The 24131-nt window shown below is 63.7% G+C and carries 19 protein-coding genes and 2 tRNA genes; 2 read left to right on the top strand and 19 right to left on the bottom strand.

The window, feature by feature from the left end; genetic code table 11:
• Positions 1 to 83 precede the first annotated feature (83 nt).
• The 10 genes from HU825_RS02290 to rnr form a co-directional block, all read right to left on the bottom strand.
• Positions 84 to 2366, bottom strand: a complete 2283-nt coding sequence (locus HU825_RS02290) for a YgiQ family radical SAM protein (RefSeq protein ID WP_234302818.1) — start codon at positions 2364 to 2366, stop codon at positions 84 to 86.
• A gap of 115 nt (positions 2367 to 2481) precedes the next feature.
• On the bottom strand, positions 2482 to 3561 hold the full coding sequence (gene alr, locus HU825_RS02295) for an alanine racemase (RefSeq protein WP_043297631.1): 1080 nt from the start codon (positions 3559 to 3561) through the stop codon (positions 2482 to 2484).
• Between the two features lie 90 nt (positions 3562 to 3651).
• On the bottom strand, positions 3652 to 5046 hold the full coding sequence (dnaB, locus tag HU825_RS02300) for a replicative DNA helicase (protein ID WP_008569729.1): 1395 nt from the start codon (positions 5044 to 5046) through the stop codon (positions 3652 to 3654).
• 105 nt (positions 5047 to 5151) lie between these two features.
• Positions 5152 to 5598, bottom strand: coding sequence for a 50S ribosomal protein L9 (gene rplI / locus HU825_RS02305; protein WP_003288134.1), 447 nt, complete (start codon positions 5596 to 5598; stop codon positions 5152 to 5154).
• A gap of 21 nt (positions 5599 to 5619) precedes the next feature.
• Positions 5620 to 6513 (bottom strand): YybS family protein, encoded by an 894-nt coding sequence (locus tag HU825_RS02310; protein ID WP_043297632.1) that lies wholly within the window; start codon positions 6511 to 6513, stop codon positions 5620 to 5622.
• Between the two features lie 38 nt (positions 6514 to 6551).
• Positions 6552 to 6782, bottom strand: coding sequence for a 30S ribosomal protein S18 (gene rpsR / locus HU825_RS02315; RefSeq protein WP_003283112.1), 231 nt, complete (start codon positions 6780 to 6782; stop codon positions 6552 to 6554).
• A gap of 28 nt (positions 6783 to 6810) precedes the next feature.
• Complete coding sequence (gene rpsF, locus HU825_RS02320; RefSeq protein WP_008569726.1) at positions 6811 to 7227, bottom strand: 30S ribosomal protein S6; 417 nt, start codon at positions 7225 to 7227, stop codon at positions 6811 to 6813.
• 162 nt (positions 7228 to 7389) lie between these two features.
• Positions 7390 to 8988 (bottom strand): ATP-binding protein, encoded by a 1599-nt coding sequence (locus tag HU825_RS02325; RefSeq protein ID WP_234302819.1) that lies wholly within the window; start codon positions 8986 to 8988, stop codon positions 7390 to 7392.
• Positions 8989 to 9197: 209 nt separating this feature from the next.
• Positions 9198 to 9953 carry a 23S rRNA (guanosine(2251)-2'-O)-methyltransferase RlmB gene (gene rlmB / locus HU825_RS02330; protein ID WP_054094567.1) on the bottom strand — a complete coding sequence of 252 codons (756 nt, stop codon included), beginning with the start codon at positions 9951 to 9953 and terminating at the stop codon, positions 9198 to 9200.
• Positions 9950 to 12484 (bottom strand): ribonuclease R, encoded by a 2535-nt coding sequence (gene rnr / locus HU825_RS02335; RefSeq protein ID WP_138300457.1) that lies wholly within the window; start codon positions 12482 to 12484, stop codon positions 9950 to 9952. The genes rlmB and rnr overlap by 4 nt, the downstream gene beginning before the upstream one ends.
• Before the next feature lie 205 nt (positions 12485 to 12689).
• Here rnr and HU825_RS02340 point away from each other — a divergent pair.
• Positions 12690 to 12776 (top strand) — tRNA-Leu (locus tag HU825_RS02340).
• A gap of 117 nt (positions 12777 to 12893) precedes the next feature.
• Positions 12894 to 12980, top strand: a tRNA-Leu gene (locus tag HU825_RS02345).
• A gap of 146 nt (positions 12981 to 13126) precedes the next feature.
• On the opposite strand, the gene HU825_RS02350 is transcribed toward HU825_RS02345, so the two are convergent.
• The 9 genes from HU825_RS02350 to HU825_RS02390 form a co-directional block, all read right to left on the bottom strand.
• A complete protein-coding gene (locus HU825_RS02350; protein WP_043297637.1) occupies positions 13127 to 14422 on the bottom strand; it encodes an adenylosuccinate synthase in 1296 nt (431 codons plus the stop codon).
• 80 nt (positions 14423 to 14502) lie between these two features.
• Positions 14503 to 15690 carry an ATP phosphoribosyltransferase regulatory subunit gene (locus tag HU825_RS02355; protein ID WP_043297638.1) on the bottom strand — a complete coding sequence of 396 codons (1188 nt, stop codon included), beginning with the start codon at positions 15688 to 15690 and terminating at the stop codon, positions 14503 to 14505.
• A 281-nt stretch (positions 15691 to 15971) separates the two neighbouring features.
• On the bottom strand, positions 15972 to 16838 hold the full coding sequence (hflC, locus tag HU825_RS02360; RefSeq protein ID WP_008569719.1) for a protease modulator HflC: 867 nt from the start codon (positions 16836 to 16838) through the stop codon (positions 15972 to 15974).
• Entirely contained in the window at positions 16838 to 18019 is a 1182-nt protein-coding gene (hflK, locus tag HU825_RS02365; RefSeq protein WP_043297639.1) for an FtsH protease activity modulator HflK, read from the bottom strand. The genes hflC and hflK overlap by 1 nt, the downstream gene beginning before the upstream one ends.
• A 98-nt stretch (positions 18020 to 18117) precedes the next feature.
• Positions 18118 to 19419, bottom strand: a complete 1302-nt coding sequence (hflX, locus tag HU825_RS02370) for a ribosome rescue GTPase HflX (protein WP_077682110.1) — start codon at positions 19417 to 19419, stop codon at positions 18118 to 18120.
• A gap of 11 nt (positions 19420 to 19430) precedes the next feature.
• Positions 19431 to 19685 carry an RNA chaperone Hfq gene (hfq, locus tag HU825_RS02375; protein WP_003283098.1) on the bottom strand — a complete coding sequence of 85 codons (255 nt, stop codon included), beginning with the start codon at positions 19683 to 19685 and terminating at the stop codon, positions 19431 to 19433.
• Positions 19686 to 19774: 89 nt separating this feature from the next.
• Entirely contained in the window at positions 19775 to 20746 is a 972-nt protein-coding gene (gene miaA / locus HU825_RS02380; protein ID WP_043297642.1) for a tRNA (adenosine(37)-N6)-dimethylallyltransferase MiaA, read from the bottom strand.
• Between the two features lie 89 nt (positions 20747 to 20835).
• Positions 20836 to 22713 (bottom strand): DNA mismatch repair endonuclease MutL, encoded by a 1878-nt coding sequence (gene mutL / locus HU825_RS02385; protein WP_234302820.1) that lies wholly within the window; start codon positions 22711 to 22713, stop codon positions 20836 to 20838.
• Positions 22710 to 24122 carry an N-acetylmuramoyl-L-alanine amidase gene (locus HU825_RS02390; RefSeq protein WP_008569713.1) on the bottom strand — a complete coding sequence of 471 codons (1413 nt, stop codon included), beginning with the start codon at positions 24120 to 24122 and terminating at the stop codon, positions 22710 to 22712. The genes mutL and HU825_RS02390 overlap by 4 nt, the downstream gene beginning before the upstream one ends.
• Positions 24123 to 24131 lie beyond the last annotated feature (9 nt).

A 24131-nucleotide genomic window follows, 5' to 3' on the forward strand; every position in this document is an offset into this window, starting at 1 on the left:
CAGAGCGACTGAGCGCTCGCGGAAGCGGCTGACGGCGGGCGTACCGGCGCAATGCGGCAGGCTCGCGCGTCAGCAATACGCGATCAGCGCGGCGCCACCGGCCGTTGCGGTTTGCGCCCCTTGCCGGCCGGCTTGCCGCTGCCATTGGCCGCCTTGCGCCGCGCCTCGGCGGCGGCCTTGGCCTGCTCGCGCTTGTCCCAGGCATTACCGTCGTGACTGCGCGGCGGCAGGCCGGTGTGCTGGGTAAGAATCTTGCCGCCCTGCCCGGCCTTCTTGCTGCCCGCCGGCGTTGAGTTCTTGCGTCGTGCGCTCTGATAACCGTCCACCGCCGGCTGATGCGCCGGAATCAGCTGGTGCTTGCCGCTGCCGATCAGGTCGGCGCGCCCCATGCGGATCAGCGCTTCGCGCAGCAGCGGCCAGCCCTTGGGATCGTGGTAGCGCAGGAACGCCTTGTGCAGACGGCGCTGCTCCTCGCTCTTGACGATGGTGACGCCCTCGCTCTTGTAGGTCACCTTGCGCAGCGGGTTCTTGCCGGTGTGATACATGGCGGTCGCCGAGGCCATCGGCGACGGATAGAAGGCCTGGACCTGATCGGCGCGGAAGCCATTGGCCTTCAGCCACAGGGCGAGGTTCATCATGTCCTCGTCGGTGGTGCCCGGATGCGCGGCGATGAAGTACGGGATCAGGTACTGCTCCTTGCCCGCCTCCTTGGAGAACTTGTCGAACATCCGCTTGAACTTGTCGTAGGTGCCGATGCCCGGCTTCATCATTTTGTCCAGCGGGCCACGCTCGGTGTGCTCCGGGGCGATCTTCAGATAGCCACCGACATGATGGGTGACCAGTTCCTTGACGTATTCGGGCGACTCCACGGCGAGGTCGTAGCGCAGGCCGGAGGCGATCAAAATCTTTTTCACGCCCGGCAGCGCGCGCGCCTTGCGGTACAGCTTGATCAGCGAGCTGTGGTCGGTGTTGAGGTTCTCGCAGATACCGGGGAATACACAGGACGGCTTGCGGCAGTGCTTTTCGATGTCATGGCTCTTGCAGGCCAAGCGATACATGTTGGCGGTCGGCCCGCCCAAATCGGACACCACACCGGTGAAGCCGCGCACCTTCTTCATTTCCTCGATTTCGTGGAGGATCGATTCGTGCGAGCGGCTCTGGATGATGCGTCCCTCGTGCTCGGTGATCGAGCAGAAGGTACAGCCGCCGAAACAGCCGCGCATGATGTTGACCGAGAAACGAATCATCTCGTACGCCGGAATCTTCGCCCCGCCGTACACCGGGTGCGGCACGCGCTGGAAAGGCGCGGCGAACACGTAATCCATCTCCTCGGTGGTCAGCGGAATCGGCGGCGGGTTGAGCCACAGCTCGCGGTCGTCGTGGCGCTGCACCAGCGCGCGCGCGTTGCCGGGATTGGTTTCCAGATGCAGCACGCGGTTGGCGTGGGCGTACAGCGCCGGGTCGTTGCGGACCTTCTCGAAGGACGGCAGACGGATCACCGTGCGCTCGCGCGTGAGCTTGGGATGCGGCAACAGCTCGACCGGCTTGGCTTCCTCGGGATCGTCCTGCGGCCCCTTCTGCTGTTCGATGGAACAGGCGGACAGGTCCTGCGTGTTGACGTAGGGATTGATGATCTGATCGATCTTGCCGGGCCGATCGATGCGCGTGGAGTCGATCTCGAACCAGCCTTCCGGCGTGTCCTTACGGATGAAGGCAGTGCCGCGCACGTCAGTGATGCTCTCGATCGGCTCACCACGCGCGAGCCGCTGCGCCACTTCGACGATGGCACGCTCGGCATTGCCGTAGAGCAGGATGTCGGCGGTGGCGTCCATCAGGATCGAGCGGCGCACCTTGTCCGACCAGTAGTCGTAGTGCGCGATGCGCCGCAACGACGCCTCAATGCCGCCAAGCACCACCGGCACATGCTTGTAGGCCTCCTTGCAGCGCTGGCTGTACACCAGACTGGCGCGATCCGGCCGCTTGCCGGCCAGTGCGCCGGCGGTATAGGCATCATCCGAACGCACCTTGCGGTCAGCGGTGTAGCGATTGATCATCGAGTCCATGTTGCCGGCGGCGATGCCGAAGAACAGGTTCGGCTCGCCGAGCTTCATGAAGTCGTCTTTGCTGTGCCAGTCCGGCTGGCTGATGATGCCGACACGAAAGCCCTGGGCCTCCAGCAGACGGCCGATGATCGCCATGCCGAACGACGGATGGTCGACGTAGGCATCGCCGGTGACGATGATCACGTCGCACGAATCCCAGCCGAGCTGATCCATCTCCTCCCTGCTCATCGGCAGGAACGGCGCCGGACCGAAACACTCGGCCCAGTACTTGGGATAGTCGAACAGCGGCTTGGCGGCAGGCATGGCGGGAAACCGGGCTACGAAAACGGGCGCGGAATATAGCACAAAAAATGATCAGGAAGGCCGAGTGCACAACTCGGCCTTTGCCTGGCGGACGAAGGGAAATTTGCTCCGGCGGTCAGCCGCCGATGTAGCGACGCGGCACGCGGCCGGTGACCTTGGTCAGCAGCTCGTAGCCGATGGTGCCGCAGGCCGTCGCCAGTTCATCGATCGGCAACTGCGCGCCCCACAGCTCCACCGCGTCGCCAAGCTGCGCTTGCGGCAAGTCGGTCAGATCGACCGCAAGCATGTCCATCGATACGCGCCCGGCCAGCGGCACGCGCTGCCCGCAGATGACCACCGAGGTACCGGACGGTGCGCTGCGCGGATAACCGTCGGCATAACCACAACTGACGGTGCCGATGCGCGACGGGCGCTGCGCCACCCAGCTGGCGCCATAGCCGACGCTGTCACCGGCCGGCACGTCGCGAATAGCGATCAGCGCGCCGGTCAGCGTCATCACCGGCTTGAGGCCGAGTTCCTGCGCGCTCAGCGTGGCGAACGGCGTGGCACCGTAGAGCATGATGCCGGGACGAATCCAGGCCATGTGCGCCTGTGGCAGCGTGAGCACCGCGGCGGAGTTGGCCAGCGAGCAGTGGTCGAACGCCAGCTCCAGCAGCCGGCCGTAGCGCTCGAGCTGACTCTCGTTCAGAGAATGGCCACGCTCGTCGGCGCAGGCGAAATGGCTGATCAGGTTCAGTTCGCCGACCTGCGCGGCGCCCTTCAGTCGCGCATAACACTCTCGCAGACCATCGACCGTGAAACCGAGCCGGTGCATGCCCGAGTCGAGCTTCATCCAGACATTCAGCGGCCGCTCAAGCTCGGCATCCAGCAACCAGTCGGCCTGACGCCGATCCTGCACGGCGACATCCAGACCGAGCTCGGCGGCACGTCGGTACTCGCAAGGTTCGAAACAGCCTTCAAGCAGCAGGATGCGCGCGTCCGGGGCACCAGCGCGCACCACTTCGGCCTCTTCCAGACAGGCCACGGCGAAACCATCGGCCACATCGCGCAGCGCTGTCACCACTTCGTGCGCGCCATGTCCGTAGGCATTGGCCTTGACCACGGCGAAAGCCTTGCGCTGCGGCGCGCATTGCTTGGCGAGCAGATAGTTGTGGCGAAGCGCAGTCAGATCGACCGTGGCAACCAGCGGACGCATGGGATTTTCCTGTCGGCGGAGGTAAGGCGCAAATCTTAGGCCGATCCGCCGGACGCGGGAAGCACGCGGACTGCCGTTCGCCCGCCGCGCTTACTCGTCGTCGAACTGATAGCTGCCCGGCGCGAGGTTCTCGAAGCGCGAATACTTGCCGAGGAATGCCAGGCGGGTGGTGCCGATCGGGCCGTTCCGCTGCTTGCCGATGATGATCTCGGCGACACCTTTGTATTCGGTTTCCGGGTGATACACCTCGTCCCGGTAGACGAACATGATGATGTCGGCGTCCTGCTCGATGGCGCCCGACTCGCGCAGGTCGGAGTTCACCGGACGCTTGTTGGGGCGCTGCTCCAGCGAACGGTTGAGCTGCGACAGCGCGATGACCGGACAGTTGAATTCCTTCGCCAGGCCTTTGAGCGAGCGGGAAATCTCGGAAATCTCGTTGACCCGGTTGTCACCGCTGGAACCCGGAATCTGCATCAGCTGCAGGTAGTCGACCATGATCATGGCGATCTCACCGTGCTCGCGCGCCAGTCGGCGGGTACGCGCCCGCATCTCGGAGGGGCTGATACCGGCGGTATCGTCGATGAACAGCTTACGGTCATTGAGCAGATTCACCGCCGAGGTCAGCCGCGGCCAGTCGTCATCGTCCAGCTTGCCCGCGCGGACCTTGGTCTGGTCGATGCGCCCGAGCGAGGCGAGCATACGAATGACAATGGAGTCGGCGGGCATCTCCAGGGAAAACACCAGCACGGCCTTGTCGGTACGCAGCACGGCGTTTTCCACCAGGTTCATCGCGAAGGTGGTCTTACCCATCGACGGACGACCGGCAACGATGATCAGGTCGGCGGGCTGCAGGCCGCTGGTGGCTTCGTCCAGATCGGTGAAGCCGGTGGACAGGCCGGTGATCGCCTCGCCGGCATTGAACAGCGTATCGATGCGGTCGATGGCCTTGACCAGGATGTCGTTGATGCCCACCGGGCCGCCGGTTTTCGGCCGCGCCTCGGCGATCTGAAAGATCAGCCGCTCGGCTTCATCGAGAATTTCCTCGCCGGTGCGCCCTTGCGGTGCGTAGGCGCTGTCGGCAATCTCGTTGCTGATACCGATCAGCTGCCGCAACGTGGCGCGTTCGCGGATGATCTGCGCGTAGGCCTTGATGTTCGCCACCGACGGCGTGTTCTTCGCCAGCTCGCCCAGATAGGCCAGACCACCGACCTGCGGCAGTTGCCCTTCCTTGTCCAGCTGCTCGGACAGCGTCACCACGTCGAACGGCGAGTTGCGCTCGGCCAGCTTATAGATGGCCCGGAAGATCAAACGATGATCGTGGCGGTAGAAATCGCCATCGGAGACCTGGTCGAGCACGCGCTCCCAGGCGTTGTTGTCCAGCATCAGACCGCCCAGCACGGCCTGCTCGGCCTCGATGGAGTGCGGCGGCACCTTGAGCGCGGCGGTTTCCAGGTCGTACTGCTGGGGCACACTGATGTCGTTCATGATTCTTTCGCGATTCGAAACAGCAGAAAAACAAAGGGCACGTCCCGCTCGCGCGGAAACGTGCCCGATGTTACGCGTCAGGCACCGGAGGTGCCAGACGACACCTTAGGCGGCGACGACGATGAGCTTGACGGTCGCTTCGACGTCGGTGTGCAGGTGCACGGCCACGTCGTATTCGCCGGTCTGGCGGATGGTGCCGTTCGGCAGGCGAACTTCGCTCTTGGCCACTTCAACGCCGGAGGCGGTCAGGGCATCGGCGATGTCGTGGGTACCGATGGAACCGAACAGCTTGCCTTCATCGCCCGCGGTTGCGGTGATGGTGACTTCCAGTTCGGCAAGCTGCGCAGCGCGAGCTTCGGCCGAAGCCTTCTTCTCGGCAGCAGCCTTTTCCAGCTCGGCGCGGCGTGCTTCGAACGCTGCGATGTTGGCAGCGGTCGCGGCAGTGGCCTTGCCTTGCGGCAGCAGGTAGTTACGGCCGTAACCGGATTTGACGTTTACCTTGTCGCCCAGGTTGCCCAGGTTGGCGATCTTTTCCAGCAGGATGACTTCCATTTGAGTCTTACCTCTTAACTTTTAACCTTCACCGTTCGCAGGTCCCGCGCCGTTCTTGCCGGCCGCGCGACCACGAAAATCAAACAGACTGTCGACGATGGCCAACACGGCCAGCAACGGATAGATCAACTGCATGAACAGCACCAGCGTAACGTACAGCCCCACCAGCCAGAACCGCGGCAGACGCCCCTGTGCCACCAGACCGTGCATCAGCGCAACCCCGGCGAACACCAGCGGCACGCTGCACAGCGGCGTCAGCACCGCGAACTGCGCACCGAGACTCGGGCCGAGCAACATGCCCACCAGCAGCATGATTGCCACCACCGGCGGAAAACGCAGCGCTCGAAACTCGCCCCCGAATCCGCCCGGGTTGTACAGCGCCGCTTGCCAGTAACGCGCCAGCATCAGGCTGAGCAGCGTGACGATTTGCAGCAGCGCCGCCAGCAGGCCGGTCAGCACCGGAGCCAGCAGCGCGCCCAAACGCGCACGCTCCTCGTCAGAGAACTGCTCGTAGGCGCCCGACAACGTCTCGGGCAATACCTTCTGCAACTCCCCGGCCAGCGCCGCGATGGGCTCGCCGAATACCGCTGCGAGCCCCCAGACATACAGCAGTCCGAGGCCCACGCTGCACAACATCACCCGCGCCCAGGACGCCTGGTTGCGCAGCAGAAGCGCCAGTCCCAGCGAACCGAGCAGCACCAGCAGCGTGCGCGGATCACCGAAGTACCACCACGCCAGCGCCGGCACAATCGCCCAGACCAGTACGCTCAGCGCGTCGTTGAGCCCTCTGCGAAGCAGCACCAGGCTGCCCGCGGCGGCACTGAGCCAGAACAGCATTGGCAGCGCGGCGGCAACACCAACCACCAGGATGGCCTGCATACGGCCACGCATGATGAATTCGGCCAGCGCACGCATACGCTCTATCTATCCCTTACGTTCGTCGACCAGCCCGATCAACGGCCGTGGCTGTCGGTGTAGGGCAGCAGGGCCAGGTAGCGGGCGCGCTTGATAGCGGTGGCCAGCTGACGCTGATAGCGGGCTTTGGTTCCGGTGATGCGGCTAGGAACGATCTTGCCGGTCTCGGAGATGTAGGCCTTCAGGGTGTTGAGATCCTTGTAATCGATCTCTTTCACGCCTTCGGCGGTGAAACGGCAGAACTTACGACGACGGAAAAAACGTGCCATGAAATAGGCTCCTCAATAGATCCGTGGATTACTCGTCAGCGCTGTTGTCGCTGTCGCTGTCACTGTCGGCGGAGCCGTCGGTGTTTTCAGGACGATCACGACGCTCGCGGCGCTCGCTACGGTTTTCCTCAGCCTTGAGCATCTCGGACTGTTCGGTCACGGCTTCGTCGCGACGGATGACCAGGTTACGGATGACGGCGTCGTTGTAGCGGAAGTTGTCTTCCAGCTCGGCCAGTGCCTTGCCGCTGCACTCGACGTTCAGCATCACGTAGTGAGCCTTGTGCACGTTGTTGATGGCGTAAGCCAGCTGACGACGGCCCCAGTCTTCCAGGCGGTGGACCTTGCCACCATCTTCTTCGATCAGCTTGGTGTAACGCTCCACCATGCCGCCGACCTGCTCGCTCTGGTCCGGGTGCACCAGAAAGATGATTTCGTAATGACGCATAACTGCTCCTTACGGGTTGCAGCCTGCCGACAATGCGGTCAGGCAAGGAGTGAATGACTTGTTGACCTTGCCGGCACGAAGGCGCGCGAGCGCCTGCCATGCAGGCAAGGGGCGCCATTCTAGAGAAGGGCCTGGACCGGCGCAAGGCGAAGTGGTGAAATTTTAACCACCCTCTCCCGCATGGTCGCGGCCCCGTTCGTGCGCGATCGTGTCCAGTAGCTCGCGCACCTGATGGATGTCGTAGGGCTTGAGCATGACCCGCAGCGAGTCGATACCCTCCTCACGCGCATCCACCGCATAGCCGGAGGCGATCACCAGGGCCAGCCCCGGGTGTCGCTGCTGCGCCTGACGGACCAGCTCGATGCCGCTCATGCCGGCCAAACCAACGTCGGTGAGCAGAACATCGAAGGGCTGCGCCGCCAGCTGCTCGAGCGCATCCTCGGCCGACTCGCTGAGCACGACCTGATGGCCGAGCTCAGCGATCACCTCGCCGGTAAGCATGCGCAGCGTCGGGTCATCCTCGACGAAAAGCACTTTCAGCACCCTATCTATCTCCTTCGCCGCCGGCACGCTTGCCGTAGCACCGGCATCGGCATCGGCCTCCGAGCTACGCGGCAGATACAGATGCACCGCCGTGCCGCTGCCCGCCGCACTATCCAGCGTGACGAAGCCGCCGCTCTGCTTGACGAAGCCGTAGACCATGCTCAGCCCCAGTCCCGAGGCGCTGCTGGCCTGCTTGGTCGTGAAGAAGGGCTCGAAGGCCCGCTGACTGACCTCAGGCTCCATGCCCCCCCCCTCATCGATCACGCTCAGCTGTACGAACTCGCCTGTCGCCGGCTGGGCCTGCAGCTTGCGGTTGCGCAAGCGCACCAGCAGCCGCCCGCTTCCGCTCATGGCGTCGCGAGCATTAGTGGCCAGATGGATGAGCGCGCTCTGCAGGTGGCCGATATCGACCGATACCGGCCATAGTGCCTCGTCGGTATCGAGCTCGACACGCACCCCGGCACCAAGAGCGCCCTCAAGCAATTCGCGCATCTGCGCAACGAGCTGACCGAGCTGCACCGGCTGCGGCCGCTGCGGTTGGCGGCTGGCAAAGGCCAGCAGCTGCGAGGCCAGGCGGGCGCCTTTCTCGACCCCGCCAACCGCCGAATCCAGGCGACGCAGCGCAGATTCGTCGTTGCCCAGACTGCGGCGCAACAGTTGCAGGTTGCCGCCGATGACCTGCAGCATATTATTGAAGTCGTGCGCGATGCCGCCGGTCAGTTTGCCTATCGCCTCCAGCTTCTGTGCCTGCAACAGAGCCGATTCCGCAGCCTGGCGCTGCATTTCGCTGCGCGACAGCTCCTCGGTCGTGGCCCCCACGAGTTCTTCTAGATGCCGGCGGTAGCGATACCGGTCCTCGTCACGCTCCGAAGCCCCTTGCAGCGCGAGGCACTGCAGCAGCGCCACGGCCTCGCCACGCTCGTCCAGCAGCGGTGTATGCACCAGTCTTGCACCAAGCGCCCCCTCGCCTACCGGCGGCAGCGTATCGCTGGTCCCACTGTCGAGCGCCCGCGTGCAGGATGCCAGCATTGCAGCAACATCGAAGCGCACGTCATCGGCGAACGCGTCGTCCAGACGGCGGCCAATCAGCTCGTGGTGCGCCCGCCCGAGCAGCGCCAGGGCGGCCGGATTGGCATCCACCACCCACAGCTGCGGATCGAACAATAGGTAGGCATTCGGAGAAGCCCGGAACAGGCTTTCAAAAGACAGGCGTTGCATACAACCTCCATGATACGAGCCTGACGCCATTGTCTAGATTGCTCGTACGACATTCCCTGGCCGGGCGGCCGTCACAGGATGCAAGCGGATCGGAAGAAGGCGCTGACTGTCGTCAGGCACAGGTCAGCCATTGACCGCGAAACGGGCAAAGCGTTTCCCTGCAGTGGAAAAAGCGTACGGCAGCCATCTCTGCAGACAGCCGCCGCTGGTCAGCCGCGTGTCGCGACCGCGCTGCGCTGGCGCAGCGCCTCGAACAGACAGACGCCGGTGGCGACCGACACGTTGAGGCTGCTCACGCTGCCTGCCATCGGCAACCGCACCAGATAATCGCAATGCTCACGGGTCAGCCGGCGCATACCCTTGCCTTCGGCGCCCATCACCAGCGCAATTGGCCCGGTCAGATCCTGCGCGTAAAGTTCCTGCTCTGCCTCGCCAGCAGTACCGACGATCCAGATGCCACGCTGCTGCAGTTTTTCCAGTGAGCGCGCGAGATTGGTCACCGCTACCAGCGGAATCACCTCGGCGGCACCGCAGGCCACCTTGCGCACCGTAGCGTTGAGCGTCGCCGACTTGTCCTTCGGCACGATCACCGCCAGTGCCCCGGCGGCGTCGGCCGTGCGCAGGCAAGCGCCCAGGTTATGCGGATCGGTCACCCCATCGAGCACCAGCAGCAACGGCGCAACTTCGGCGCGATCAAGCAGCTCATCGAGCATCGCCTCGCCCCAGACCTGGCTGGGACTTACTTCGGCGACCACGCCCTGATGCACGCCTTCGACCCAGGTGTCCATTTCGCGGCGCTCGCATTGACCGATGCGCACGCGCGCCTGGCCGGCCAGTTCGATCAGCGTCTGCACACGCGGATCGCCACGTCCTTCGGCCAGCCAAACCTGCTTGACCCGCCGGGGATGATGACGCAGCAGCGCCTCGACCGCGTGCAGGCCGTAGATTTTCTCCAAGTCGCTCATGATTTGGCCTTGCGTTTTCTCGCACCGGCAGGGCTCGATCCGCCGGGAGCCGGCTTGCCGTCAGCCTTGCGTTTCGACCCGCCGCGCTTGGGTTTTTCCGAGCTATGGTCGCGCCCGCTCTTGCCCTTGGCTTCAGTCAGCAGCGCCTTCTTCAGCTCGCGGCTCTTGCGTACGCTGACATCGGCCGGCTCCTGGCTGCGCGCCGGACGCCGGTCATCGGCCTTGCCGCGTCCCGCTCCACCCTTGCGCACACCGCCTTCGCCCACACCGGCGACCTTGCTGCCGCCACTGATCAGCTCGAAGTCGATCTTGCGTTCGTCCAGATCCACGCGCATCACCCGCACCTCGACGCTGTCGCCGAGACGGAAGCTTCGCCCGCTCCGCTCGCCGGAGAGGCGGTGATGCAGAGGATCGAAGTGGTAGTAGTCGCCCGGCATTGCCGTGACGTGCACCAGCCCTTCGACATAGATATCGGTCAACTCGACGAACAGACCGAACCCGGTCACTGCGGTAATCACGCCGGGGAATGTTTCGCCGACGCGATCGCGCATGAACTCGCACTTGAGCCAGTTGACGACATCGCGGGTAGCCTCGTCGGCGCGTCGCTCGGTCATCGAGCACTGCTCGCCAAGCTGTTCCAGCGCCGCCTCGTCGTAGGGGTAGATACGCGCCTTGGGCATGCTCGCCGCACCCTCGCGTCGCACGTGCGGCGTGTCACGCCGCGAACGGATCACGCTGCGAATCGCGCGGTGTACCAGCAGGTCCGGATAGCGCCGGATCGGCGAAGTGAAGTGGGCGTAAGCTTCGTAGTTCAGACCGAAGTGGCCATGATTGTCGACGCTGTAGACCGCCTGGCTCAACGAACGCAGCATGACCGTCTGGATCACGTGGAAATCCGGACGATCCTGAATGCGCTCCAGCAGAGCCTGATAATCCTTCGGCGTCGGCCCTTCCTTGCCCTTGTGCAGACTCAAGCCCAGTTCGCCGAGGAAAGCGCGCAGCTTCTCCTGACGTTCCAGCGGCGGACCGTCGTGCACGCGATACAGCGCGGGGATGTCGTGCTTTTGCAGGAACGCGGCAGTGGCCACGTTGGCGCACAGCATGCACTCCTCGATCAGCTTGTGAGCGTCGTTGCGCTCGGTCGGCTTGATCTCGGCGATCTTGCGCCCGGCGCCGAAAACGATACGAGTCTCCTGGGTCTCGAAATCGATCGCCCCCCGAGTGTGACGTGCCTTGAGCAGCAACTTGTACAGCGCATAAAGCTGCTTGAGATGCGGCAGTACCTCGGCGTACTCCTCGCTCAGCCGCTTGCCCTCGGGAGACTTGGGCCGCTCGAGCATATCGCTGACCTTGTTGTAGGTCAGCCGCGCATGAGAGTGGATCACCGCCTCGTAGAACTGGTAGTCGGTCATCTTGCCCGACTTATTGAGGGTGATCTCGCAGACCATCGCCAGACGGTCCACGCCAGGATTCAGCGAGCACAGACCGTTGGATAGCTGCTCGGGCAGCATCGGCACCACTCGCTCGGGAAAATACACCGAGTTGCCGCGCACCTCGGCTTCGCGATCCAGCGCCGAACCGACCTTCACATAGTGCGAGACGTCGGCGATGGCGACGTACAGACGGAACCCGCCGGTCAGCAGCTTCCAACCACCGGGCCTTTCGCAGTAGACCGCGTCGTCGAAGTCCCGCGCATCCTCGCCGTCGATGGTGACGAATGGCAGATGCCGCAGGTCTACGCGCTTGAGCTTGTCCTTCTCTTCGACCTCGGGCTTGAGCCGCGCCGCTTCCTTGAGCACCGCCTCGGGCCACACATGGGGGATATCGAAGCTGCGCAACGCCACGTCGATTTCCATCCCCGGCGCCATATAGTTGCCGATCACCTCGATGATGTCCCCCTGCGGCTGGAAGCGCGGGGTGGGCCAGTGGGTGATCTTCACTTCGACGAACTGACCGGGTTTGGCATTCAGCGCACGGCCCGGTGTGACCAGGACCTCCTGCTGGATCTTGGGGTTGTCGGCAACCACGAAGCCGACGTCGCTCTCGATCTGATAGCGCCCGACGATGGTTTCATGGGCTCGACTGATGACCTCGACAATCGCCCCCTCGCGACGCCCACGCCGATCCAGCCCGGACACCCGCGCCAGGCAGCGATCGCCATCGAAAACCAGGCGCATCTGCGCCGGCCCGAGAAAGAGGTCATCGCTACCGTCATCGGGAATCAGGAAGCCGAAGCCATCGCGATGACCGCTGACTCGGCCACAGACCAGATCGAGCTTGTCCACTGGCGCGTAGGTTCCGCGTCGGGTGTAGATAAGCTGACCGTCGCGCTCCATCGCGCGCAGTCGACGGCGCAGTGCCTCGACGTCCTCATCGGAAACCAGGCCGAACTCTTCGACCAGCTGTTCGCGCGCGGCCGGTGAGCCACGCTCAGACAGGTGCCGGAGGATCAGTTCGCGGCTGGGAATGGGGTTATCGTACTTTTCCGCTTCACGGGCGGCCTCGGGATCGAGGGATTGCCAATCGGCCATTAAGAAGTGTCACCTTTCTATTCAATTATCGAGACGGAACGTCATAAGTGTATTGAAGCGCGAAATGCCCACGGGCGGCACCTTTACGCTGAATTATTTTTCGGGATCAGGGGTTTACAACCCCGAACCTCGCCCGTATAGTTCGCGCCCACAATGTCCAACAGACGTTGTATCACGGAAACGCTCAAGCAATACTGTTTCCCGTGCCCAGGTGGCGGAATTGGTAGACGCACTAGGTTCAGGTCCTAGCGGTGGCAACACCGTGGAAGTTCGAGTCTTCTCCTGGGCACCACTCTTCAAATGAAACCCGCATCATCGATGCGAGTCTCAAGTAGCAACGAAGATTGTCGACTTCGACCGATGATTCGGTACAAACGACAGCAAAGCCGGTGAGCAATCATCGCAATGTGCCCAGGTGGCGGAATTGGTAGACGCACTAGGTTCAGGTCCTAGCGGTGGCAACACCGTGGAAGTTCGAGTCTTCTCCTGGGCACCACTCTTCAAGAAAAAACCGAGCTTATGCTCGGTTTTTTCGTTTTCAGCACCATAAAGCTTTCCACCAGCCCGAGCAGACTTACCCGCAGCCGGCCGCCAGACAGCAAAAGGCCGCCCGACGGCGGCCTTTTTCAGCATCGCACCCGATCAGGCGTACGGATGACGCAGCACGATGGTTTCGTTGCGGTCCGGACCGGTGGAGATGATGTCAACCGGCGCCTCGATCAATTCCTCCAGACGCTTGATGTAGGCCCGCGCATTGGCCGGCAGCTCGTCAAGGCTCTTGGCACCGAGGGTCGACTCGCTCCAGCCCGGCACCTCCTCGTATACCGGCTGCAGGCCGTCGTAGCTATCGGCATCGGTCGGCGCATCAACCAGCACCTGACCGTTGCGGTCCTTGTAACCGACGCAGATACGGATGGTCTCCAGGCCGTCGAGCACGTCCAGCTTGGTCAGGCAGATGCCGGAGATGCTGTTGATCTCAATGGCACGCCGCAGAATCACCGCATCGAACCAGCCGCAACGACGCGCACGACCGGTGGTCGAGCCGAATTCGTGACCACGCTCGGCCAGGCGCGCGCCAATCTCATCGAACAGCTCGGTGGGGAACGGACCGGAACCCACTCGCGTGGTATAGGCCTTGGTGATTCCGAGGATGTAGTCCAGATACAGCGGACCGAAGCCAGAACCGGTCGCAGTACCGCCGGCAGTGGTGCTGGAGCTGGTCACGTACGGGTAGGTGCCGTGGTCAATATCCAGCAGCGAACCCTGCGCGCCTTCGAACATGATGCACGCGCCCTCCTTGCGCAGCTCGTGCAGGCGCGCAGTAACGTCGGTGATCAGCGGCTTGAGGACCTGGGCGTAGCCCAGCGCCTCGTCCAGCGTCTTCTGGAAATCGACCGGCTCGACCTTGTAGAAATTCTGCAAAACGAAGTTGTGGTACTCCAGCAACTCGCGCAGCTTGACCGCAAAACGCTCCGGATTGAACAGATCACCGATGCGCAGGCCACGACGCGCGACCTTGTCTTCATAGGCCGGACCGATGCCACGACCAGTAGTGCCGATCTTGCCTTCCGAACGCGACGCCTCGCGCGCCTGATCCAGCGCGACGTGATACGGAAGGATCAGAGTGCAGGACGGGCTGATACGCAGGCGCTCGCGCACCGGCACGCCCTTTTCCTCGAGCTTGGTAATTTCCCGCAGCAGCGCATCGGGAGCAACCACCACTCCATTGCCGATCAGGCACTGCACGTTGTCGCGCAGGATGCCGGACGGAATCAGGTGCAGCACGGTCTTCTCACCGTCGATCACCAAGGTATGACCGGCGTTGTGACCACCCTGGTAGCGCACCACCGCGGCCGCCTGATCAGTCAGCAGATCGACGATCTTGCCCTTGCCCTCATCACCCCACTGGGTGCCCAGGACCACGACATTCTTACCCATAACCCTCTGTCCTCTTCGGAGAAGCGTACCGGCATTGACCGGCAGAAATCGAAACCAGCCTGGGCCGCATCGCGGCAATCTCAGGACGCCAGCGGCGCCACGATCCAGGAATTGTCTTGAGCCAGTAGCTGCCGATCACAGCCAAGCCCCGCGGCAGCGCCAGCCGTCTGACCATCGAGGGCCTGCACCACGCGCTCACCGTCGCGACGCAGGCGGCAGATCGCCTGCCATAGCGCGGGGTCGTCGCCGTACGGCGCCCAGATGCCGCCGACCGGAGTCGACAGATCGGCGTTACCGAGACTCACCAGCGTCTTCAGATCGGTCGAGAAGCCGGTGGCCGGGCGCGCTCGCCCGAAGTCGGCGCCGATGTCGTCATAACGCCCACCCTGGGCGATCGACTGACCGACGCCAGGAACGAACACCGCGAAGACGACACCGGTGTGGTAGTGGTATCCGCGCAGCTCGCCCAGATCGAAGTAAAGCGGCATTTGCGGATAACGCGCGGCCAGCTGGTCGGCAATACGAATCAACGTCTGCAGCGCCAGACGAACCTCGACTGGCGCCTCCACCAGCGCGACCTGCGCCTCATCTAATGCCTCGCGACCGCCACACAGCCGTGCGAGCGCGCGCAGCATTCCGGCCATCGTCGGCTCCAAGGCAGCGGTCAGGCACTCGATCTCGTCCATCGCCTTGCGCTGCAGCGCATCGAACAGCCGCTGCTCAGCCTCACCCATCAGCCCAGCCGCGCGAGCAAGGCCGCGGTAGATGCCGACATGCCCGAGATCCATGTGCACATCAGGCACATCAGCAAGCTCCAGCATTTCCAGCATCAGGCTGATCACCTCGATGTCGCTCGAGGCACTGCCGTCGCCATACAGCTCGGCCCCGAGCTGGATCGGGCTACGCGACGTCGCCAACGCCTGCGGCTTGGCGTGTAGCACACTACCCGCGTAGCACAGGCGGCTCGGCCCTTCGCGACGCAGCGTATGCGCATCAACCCGCGCCACCTGCGGTGTGATATCGGCGCGCAGGCCCATCTGTCTCCCCGACAGCGGATCGGTGACCTTGAAGGTACGCAGATCGAGATCCTGACCGGAACCGGTCAGCAGCGATTCGAGGAATTCAACATGAGGCGTTATGACCAGCTCGTAACCCCAGCGCTGGAACAGGTCCAACACGCGACGCCGTGCAGTCTCGATACGTGCAGCCTCGGGCGGCAGCACCTCTTCGATGCCATCTGGCAGCAGCCAGCGGTCTACCGTTGCCATTTCGCCAATCACCTCTCGATACGGCAAGCCTAGTCAAGCGGACGAGAACCGGGCTGCCGTCGAGGCTGGCCATCGGTCGCGTGCAGTTCTGTTCAAACCCTGACATCAGCGCCAGGCCCCGCAAGGGGAGCGGCATGGTTGCCCATGCTCGGAGATCGCCTGCTCCCGTGGGCGCAGACGCAAAAAAGCCGGGGTTTTCCCGGCTGGCGGATCATAGCAATGTTTTCCCGGTGGGTCACCCGGCGGCCAACATCGGCCGCCGGTCGAACCTTGCGAAGCGCTTAGCGGGACTGCTCCAGATAGCGGAAGAAATCGCTCTTGGGATCCAGCACCAGCACGTCTTCCTTGCTGGAGAAGCTTTCGCGGTACGCTTGCAGACTGCGGTAGAAGGAATAGAACTCCTTGTCCTGACCATAGGCGGCCGCGTAGATCGACGCTGCACGCGCATCGCCATCACCGCGCAGCTCTTCCGCCTCGCGGAATGCCTCGGCAAGCAAGACGCGGCGCTGGCGATCGGCGTCGGCGCGAATACCTTCGGCCAGCTCCTTGCCCTTCGCGCGGTGCTCGCGCGCCTCGCGCTCTCGCTCGGAGCTCATGCGCTCGAACACGCTGCGATTCACCTCACGCGGCAGATCGATACCCTTGACCCGCACGTCCACCACTTCGATGCCCAGCTCCTTCTGCACGGCGCGATTGAGGCTGTTGGTCACCTGCCCCATCAGCTCGTCGCGCTGGCCGGATACCGCCTCATGCAGGGTGCGCTTGCCGAACTGGTCGCGCAATGCCGCTTCCAATCGACGAGCCAGCCGCTCATCGGCGATCTGCTTCATGCCGGACGTTGCGGTATAGAACAGCTCGGCATCGGCGACCCGCCACTTTGCGTAGGCGTCGACCATCAGCGCTTTCTTCTCCAGGGTCAGGAAGCGTGAAGTCGTCGAATCCAGCGTCATCAGGCGCGCGTCAAACTTGCGCACACTGTTCACGTACGGGATCTTCATGTGCAGACCGGGCTTCACGTCGGGCTCGACAATACGACCGAAACGCAGCAGCACTGCACGCTCGGTCTGCGAGACGATATAGAAGCTGTTCCACAGCACCAGCGCCAGCACCACACCCACGATCAGCGCCGTAAGGGATTTATTGCTCATCAGCGACTCTCCCTCGTACGAACTTCACGCGGATCCAGTTCCGGCGGCAGCCGCGTCGCCTGGCTGGCCGCGCCTGATGCCGTTCCGGCCGACGCGGCGTTGCTGCTGGCGGCGCCACGGCCGTTGATCATCTTGTCCAGCGGTAGATAAAGCAGATTGTTCTGGCCACTCTCGCCAGTCACCATGACCTTGCTGGTGTTGCTCATGACTTCCTGCATGGTTTCCAGATACAGGCGCTCGCGCGTGACCTCCGGCGCCTTGCTGTACTCAGTCAGCAGTTTGGTGAAGCGATCGGCCTCACCCTCGGCACGAGAAATCACCGCATCACGATAACCACTGGCCTCCTCCAGCATGCGCTGGGCCTGGCCGCGCGCTTCGGGAATCACGCCGTTGGCATAGGATTCGGCTTGGTTCTTCTCGCGCTGCTCGTCTTCGCGGGCGCGGATCACGTCGTCGAAGGCTTCCTGAACTTCTCGCGGCGCAGCCGCACTCTGCAGGTTCACCTGCGTCACGGTGATACCAGTGCCGTAGTTATCGAGGAAACGCTGCAGACGCTCCTTCACTTCGCCAGCCATGGCCTCGCGGCCCTCGGTCAACACCTGATCCATCGCCGTCGAACCGACCACATGGCGCACCGCGCTGTCGGTGGCGTGCTGCAGGCTTATCTCCGGCTGATCGACGTTGAGGACGAACGACTGCAGATCACTGATCTTGTACTGAACGGTCAACGGCACCTCGATGATGTTCTCATCCTCGGTGAGCATCTGCCCCTGCTTGCTGTAGGAGCGCTCGCGCGTGACGTTTTCCTGGAATTTACGGTCGATCGGCGGGAAATAGAGATTCAGACCCGGCCCGACAGTTTCATGATATTTGCCGAAGCGCAGTACCACCGCCTGCTCCTGCTCGTCGACGATATAGATGGCATTGAACAGCCACACCGCCAGCAGGACCACGAGCGAAATCCAGACAAGACCGAAGCCGCCGCGGCGACTGCCGCCGCTGCTGCCACCACCACTGCCGCGCTTCTTGCCACCGAACATGCCGTTGAGGCTGTCCTGCAGCTTGCGGAAGGCCTCGTCGAGATCGGGCGGTCCCTTTTGATCGCCGCCGCGACGACCACCGCCACCGCCGCCCCAGGGATCCTGGTTGTTCGAGTTGCCACCCGGCTCATTCCAAGCCATAGCGCTCTCCATTCAGATAAAGCTAAAGACGCGCCCCGTGGCGCACCCACCAATGCTACCGAAAGCCTGTAGCAAGCGGCCAGATCGCCGCCCGGGCTTTATTGCAAAGTGTGTTGCTCCAGAAACTCTGCCGGCTGCTGCCCTTCGCGACTGAGCAACCGATGCAGCTCCACCCGCGGCAGGCGCACTTCAAGGAGGCTACCGCCCTCCTCGTCATGGCTCTCGCGCTGCACGGCGCCAAGCTCGAACAGCTGAGCGCGCATACGACCAAGGCGCTGCGGGAGGCGGAGCGTGCCTACGAACAGATCGTTGCCGAGCAGCTCGGCGATTGCCTGGCGCAGCAGGTCCAGCCCCAGCCCGTCACGCGCCGATACCCAGACGCGCTCTGGCCTGCCATCGGCATCGCGCTGAATGTGCGGCTCGATACCCTCCATGAGATCGACCTTGTTGTAGACCTCCAGGACAGGCAACTCATCCGCACCGATCTCCGCCAGCACGGCCAGGACCTGTTCGATCTGCTGATCACGCTCGGGCTCGTGAGCGTCGATCACGTGTAGCAGCAGATCGGCATTGCTGGATTCCTCTAGCGTCGCGCGAAACGATTCGACCAGCTTGTGCGGCAGATGACGAATGAAACCCACCGTATCCGCCAGGACCACCGGCCCGATATCCGGCAGCTCCAGGCGCCGCAGCGTCGGATCGAGCGTAGCGAACAATTGATTGGCCGCGTAGACCTCGGCTTCCGTGAGCGCGTTGAACAACGTGGATTTGCCGGCGTTGGTGTAGCCGACCAGCGAGACCGACGGGATGTCGGCGCGCTTGCGTCCGCGGCGTGCCTGCTCGCGCTGCCCGCGGACCTTTTCCAGGCGCTGCTTGATCTGACGGATGCGCACTCGCAGCAGGCGCCGGTCAGTTTCCAGCTGGGTCTCGCCAGGACCGCGTAGACCGATACCGCCTTTCTGCCGCTCAAGGTGTGTCCAGCCGCGCACCAGGCGCGTGCTCATGTGCTCGAGCTGCGCCAGCTCGACCTGCAACTTGCCTTCGTGGGTACGCGCACGCTGGGCGAAGATATCCAGAATCAGACCGGTGCGATCGAGCACCCGGCATTCCAGAACGCGCTCCAGGTTGCGCTCCTGGCTGGGGGTCAGCGTGTGATTGAAGATCACCAGCTCGACCTCGCCCTCATGGACGAGATCGCGCAGCTCTTCGACCTTGCCGGTGCCAATCAGGAACTTCGCCGACGGCTGATGCCGGCTCACGGTGACGAACCCGACCTGCTCGGCACCAGCCGAGCGGGCCAGCTCCTGAAATTCCTGAGGGTCCTCGCGCGACGCGGGGTCCTGACCTTCCAGATGAACCAGAATGGCCCGCTCCCCGCCACCGGGACGTTCGAAGAACAAAGACGCCTACCTTAGTCGTTGCCCGACTCGGATTGCTCGGCGTCACCTGCGGTCGGCAGGCGAACCGGACGACCCGGCACGACCGTCGAGATCGCATGCTTGTAGACCATCTGACTGACAGTGTTCTTGAGAAGAATGACGAACTGGTCGAAGGATTCGATCTGGCCCTGCAGCTTTATGCCGTTGACCAGATAGATGGAAACCGGAACGCGTTCCTTACGCAGTGTGTTGAGGTAAGGGTCTTGTAGCGAATGCCCTTTTGACATGTGCCGCACTCCTTAGAGGATCTTTATTCAATAATTTCTAGGTAAACCGACGATCCACTTGTCTGAGAATAGACGGTCAATTTGCAGTGTCAGCTCAATATGGAGAGCGATTGCAGGTATTTCAATGCTCGCGGCAGATTGTCGCGGGACAGACTGTCCAACCAGTCAACTTCCCCCCAGCCACGCAGCCAGGTGAACTGTCGTTTGGCCAGTTGGCGGGTTGCGATGATGCCGCGCTGAATCATCTCGTCCCTGGACAGGTTTCCATCCAAGTAATCCCACACCTGCCGATAGCCCACCGCCCGAATCGACGGCAACCCGGAGTGCAAGTCGCCACGACAACGCAGGGCTTCGACCTCTTCGATAAAGCCCTGTTCAACCATCTGAAGAAAGCGTTGCTCGATGCGCTGGTGCAGAACCGACCGCTGTGCCGGAGCGATGGACAAGTGCGCGACAGTATAAGGCAAGACGCCCGAGCCAGGCGCGCCCGCTGCAGCTTTTTGCGACCATTGTCGGGCGCGATGTTCGCTCATGGTCAATCCGCTGACGCGATAGACCTCCAGCGCACGCACCAGTCGTTGCGGATCGTTGGGATGGATGCGCGCCGCCGACTGCGGATCGATTTCGGCGAGCCTGCGATGCAGAGCCCGCAATCCCTCCCGCGCGGCCAGCGCTTCCAACTCGGCGCGCACCTGCGCATCGGCCGCCGGCAGGTCGGCAAGGCCATCGCGCAGCGCCTTGAAATACAGCATGGTGCCGCCGACCAGCAACGGAATACGGCCCGCTGCCGTGATTTCCGCCATCGCCGCCAGCGCATCAGCACTGAATTCCGCGGCCGAATAGCTCTGCGCCGGATCGAGAATATCCACCAGACGATGTGGATAAGCGGCCAGTACCTCACGGGAGGGCTTGGCGGTACCGATGTCCATGCCGCGATAGACCAGGGCCGAGTCGACACTGATCAGCTCGCACGGCAGCACACGCGCCAGCTCCAGTGCAAGATCGGTCTTGCCGGAGGCGGTGGGACCCATCAGAAAGATGGCGGGAGGCAGGCGTGACATCGGAGGACTCGCGGCGAGGGGCGGCATAGTTTCAAGCTGCCGGCAATAAGCTGCAAGCCGCGCGAGCGGCTCGCAGTCGCCGCGTGCAGCTAGCGTCCGCGCAGGAACAGCCGGTCCAGCTCGTCCATGCCCAGCTGCGTCCAGGTCGGGCGGCCGTGGTTGCACTGGCCGCTGCGCTCGGTCTGCTCCATGTCGCGCAGCAGTGCATTCATCTCCGGCAGCGTCAGGCGACGATTGGCACGCACCGCGCCGTGGCAGGCCATCGTCGCGAGCAGCTCGTTCAGATGCGCCTGAATGCGATCGCTGGTGCCGTATTCGAGCAGATCGGCCAGCACATCGGTCACCAACCGAGTCGCCTCGGCCTGTTTAAGCAGCGCAGGCGTCTGGCGAATCGCCAAGGTTTCGGGCCCCAGGCGCTGCAACTCGAAGCCGAGCCTCTGGAACCACTGCGCGTGTTCCTCGGCGCAATCGGCCTCGCGCTGGCTTACAGCGATGGATTCGGGCACCAGCAGCGGCTGACCACGCAGACCCTCACTGGCCATCGCGGTTTTCAGGCGTTCGTAGGTGATGCGCTCGTGCGCGGCATGCATGTCTACCAGCACCATGCCCTGAGCATTCTCCGCAAGGATGTAAATGCCCTTGAGCTGCGCCAGGGCATAGCCCAACGGCGGCACATCGTCCTGAGTGGCGGGCAACGGCGCGGGGCCGGCTTCCGGTAGCGGGGCGAAGAATTCCCGATATGCGCCCTGCGCCTCGGCGACAAGGCCGCCGGACGCCGGACGCTGCATCTGATAGCCAGCCCCGACGCCGCGCCACGCTGGTGCTTCGCCCGGCGCGCGTTCGGGCACGCTGGTCGACAGGCTCATCTCGCTCTGCCCCGCGAACTCGCCTGCGGCCGCACCGCTGAGCGGACTCATCGATGTCACGCTGGCCGGCGCTGCCAGCTGGTCTTCGGGGCGCACATCACCCAGCGCGCGGTGCAGCGTGCCATAGAGGAAGTCATGCACCATGCGGCTGTCGCGAAAGCGCACCTCGTGCTTGGTCGGGTGCACGTTAACGTCCACCACCGCAGGATCGACATCGAGGAACAGCACGAACGTCGGATGCCGGCCGTTGAACAGCACATCGCGATAGGCTTGGCGCACCGCATGGGCGACCAGCTTGTCACGCACCATGCGCCCGTTGACGTAGAAATACTGCAGGTCGGCCTGGCTGCGCGAGAAGGTCGGCAGGCCGACCCAGCCCCAAAGGCGCAGCCCGTCACGCTCGACTTCGATCGGCAGCGCCTGCTCGAGAAACGCCGGCCCGCAGACCGCCGCCACCCGCCGGGCGCGCGCCGCGTCGTCGCTCGCCTGGTGCAGCGCCAGCACGCCCTTGCCGTTGTGCCGCAAGTGGAAGGCGACGTCGAAACGCGCCAGCGCCAGACGCTTGATCACTTCCTGCAGATGGTCGAACTCGGTCTTCTCGGTGCGCAGGAACTTGCGCCGCGCGGGCGTATTGAAGAACAGGTCGCGTACCTCCACCGAGGTGCCGACCGGATGCGCCGCCGGCTGCACCCGCGCCTCCATCTCGCGGCCTTCGGTTTCCACCTGCCAGGCCTCGCCGGCATCGACCGTGCGCGAGGTCAGCGTCAGGCGCGAGACGGAGCTGATCGACGCCAGCGCCTCGCCACGAAAACCGAGGCTCATCACCCGCTCAAGGTCTTCCAGATCGCGGATCTTGCTGGTCGCATGGCGCGCCAGGGCCAACGGCAGATCGTCCGCCGGAATGCCACAGCCGTCGTCGCGCACGCGCAGCAGCTTGACTCCGCCCTGCTCGACATCCACTTCGATGCGCGTTGCACCAGAATCCAGGCTGTTTTCCAGCAGTTCCTTGATCACCGAGGCCGGCCGCTCGACCACTTCCCCGGCGGCAATCTGGTTCGCCAGCCGCGGACTCAGCAGCTGGATGCGCTGCAACTCGCTCATGGCTGGGAGGCCAGCGTGGTGGCCGGGATGCTGAGCGTCTGACCGACCTTGATGGTGTCGTTGCGCAGCTGGTTGGCGCTGCGCAGGGAGGTCAGGCTGACCTGATAGCGCTCGGCGAGCAGCGCCAGGCTCTCGCCGGAACGCACCACATGCTCGCGCGGCCCGATGGCGAGCTTGCCGGCATCGCGCAGCCAGGCGACATAGGTGCCCGGCGGCGGATTTTCGTGGAAGAACTGCCGCACGCCGCTGTGGATCGAACGCGCCAGCGACTGCTGATGGCTGGCTGTCTGCAGCTTGCGCGCCTCGGACGGGTTGGAAATGAAGCCGGTCTCGACCAGGATCGAGGGAATGTCCGGCGATTTCAGCACCATGAAACCGGCCTGTTCGACGCGGCGCTTGTGCAGCGGCGTGATGCGGCCCATGTTGCTCAGCACCTTCTGCCCGACGTTGAGGCTGGAGGACAGCGAGGCGGTCATCGACAGATCCAGCAGCACGCCGGCAAGCATCTGATCCTTGTCGTCGAGACTCACGTTGCCGGCACCGCCGATCAGGTCGGAACGGTTCTCGCTGTCGGCCAGCCAGCGTGCCGTCTCGGAGGTGGCGCCGCGGTCGGAGAGGGCGAAGACCGAAGCGCCGTATGCCGACGAGCGCGGCGCGGCGTCGGCATGCACCGACACGAACAGGTCAGCCCCCTTCTGGCGGGCAATTTCGGTGCGCTTACGCAGCGGAATGAAGTAGTCGCCGGTGCGTACCAGCTCGGCACGGAAGCCCTTCTCGGCATTGATCTGCCGTTGCAGTTCCTTGGCAATCTGCAGCACCACGGTCTTCTCGTAGATCTTGCCCGGACCGATGGCACCTGGGTCCTCGCCGCCGTGACCGGCATCAATGGCAATGACCACGTCACGCTTGCCACCCGGCGACACCGGCAGCTTGACCGCGGGCAGCGTCGGCGACACCGGCGGCACCGGTTTCGCCGGTGCGCTGTTGGCCGGAACCTGGGCGACGGGCGCGGCGGCGCCCTGGTCGAACAGGTCGACTACCAAGCGATGCCCGTACTGCTGATTCGGCGCCAGGCTGAAGCTCTTGGGCGCGACGGGCGCCTTAAGGTCGATCACCACGCGCAGCGTGTTCGCGTCGTGCTGCCCGGCGCGCAAGGCGGCGACCGGCGTGTTCTGCAGTGCCAGTTGGTCGAGCTGTGCTTTGAGCGTAGCGCCGGTGACATCGATGACGATGCGGTGTGGCGCCTCGAGCGTGAAGACGTTGTGCTTCACCGGGCCCGACAGGTCGAACACCAGCCGCGTATTGTCCGGTGCCCGCCACAGACGCACGCTTTGCACGTCGGTGGCGGCAAAAACCTGCACGGCAGCCAGCAGGACCGCCAAACCGCTAACCAGCGCGCGTATGCGCATACCCAACCT

This window comes from Pseudomonas phenolilytica (assembly GCF_021432765.1).
GTDB lineage: Bacteria > Pseudomonadota > Gammaproteobacteria > Pseudomonadales > Pseudomonadaceae > Stutzerimonas > Stutzerimonas phenolilytica.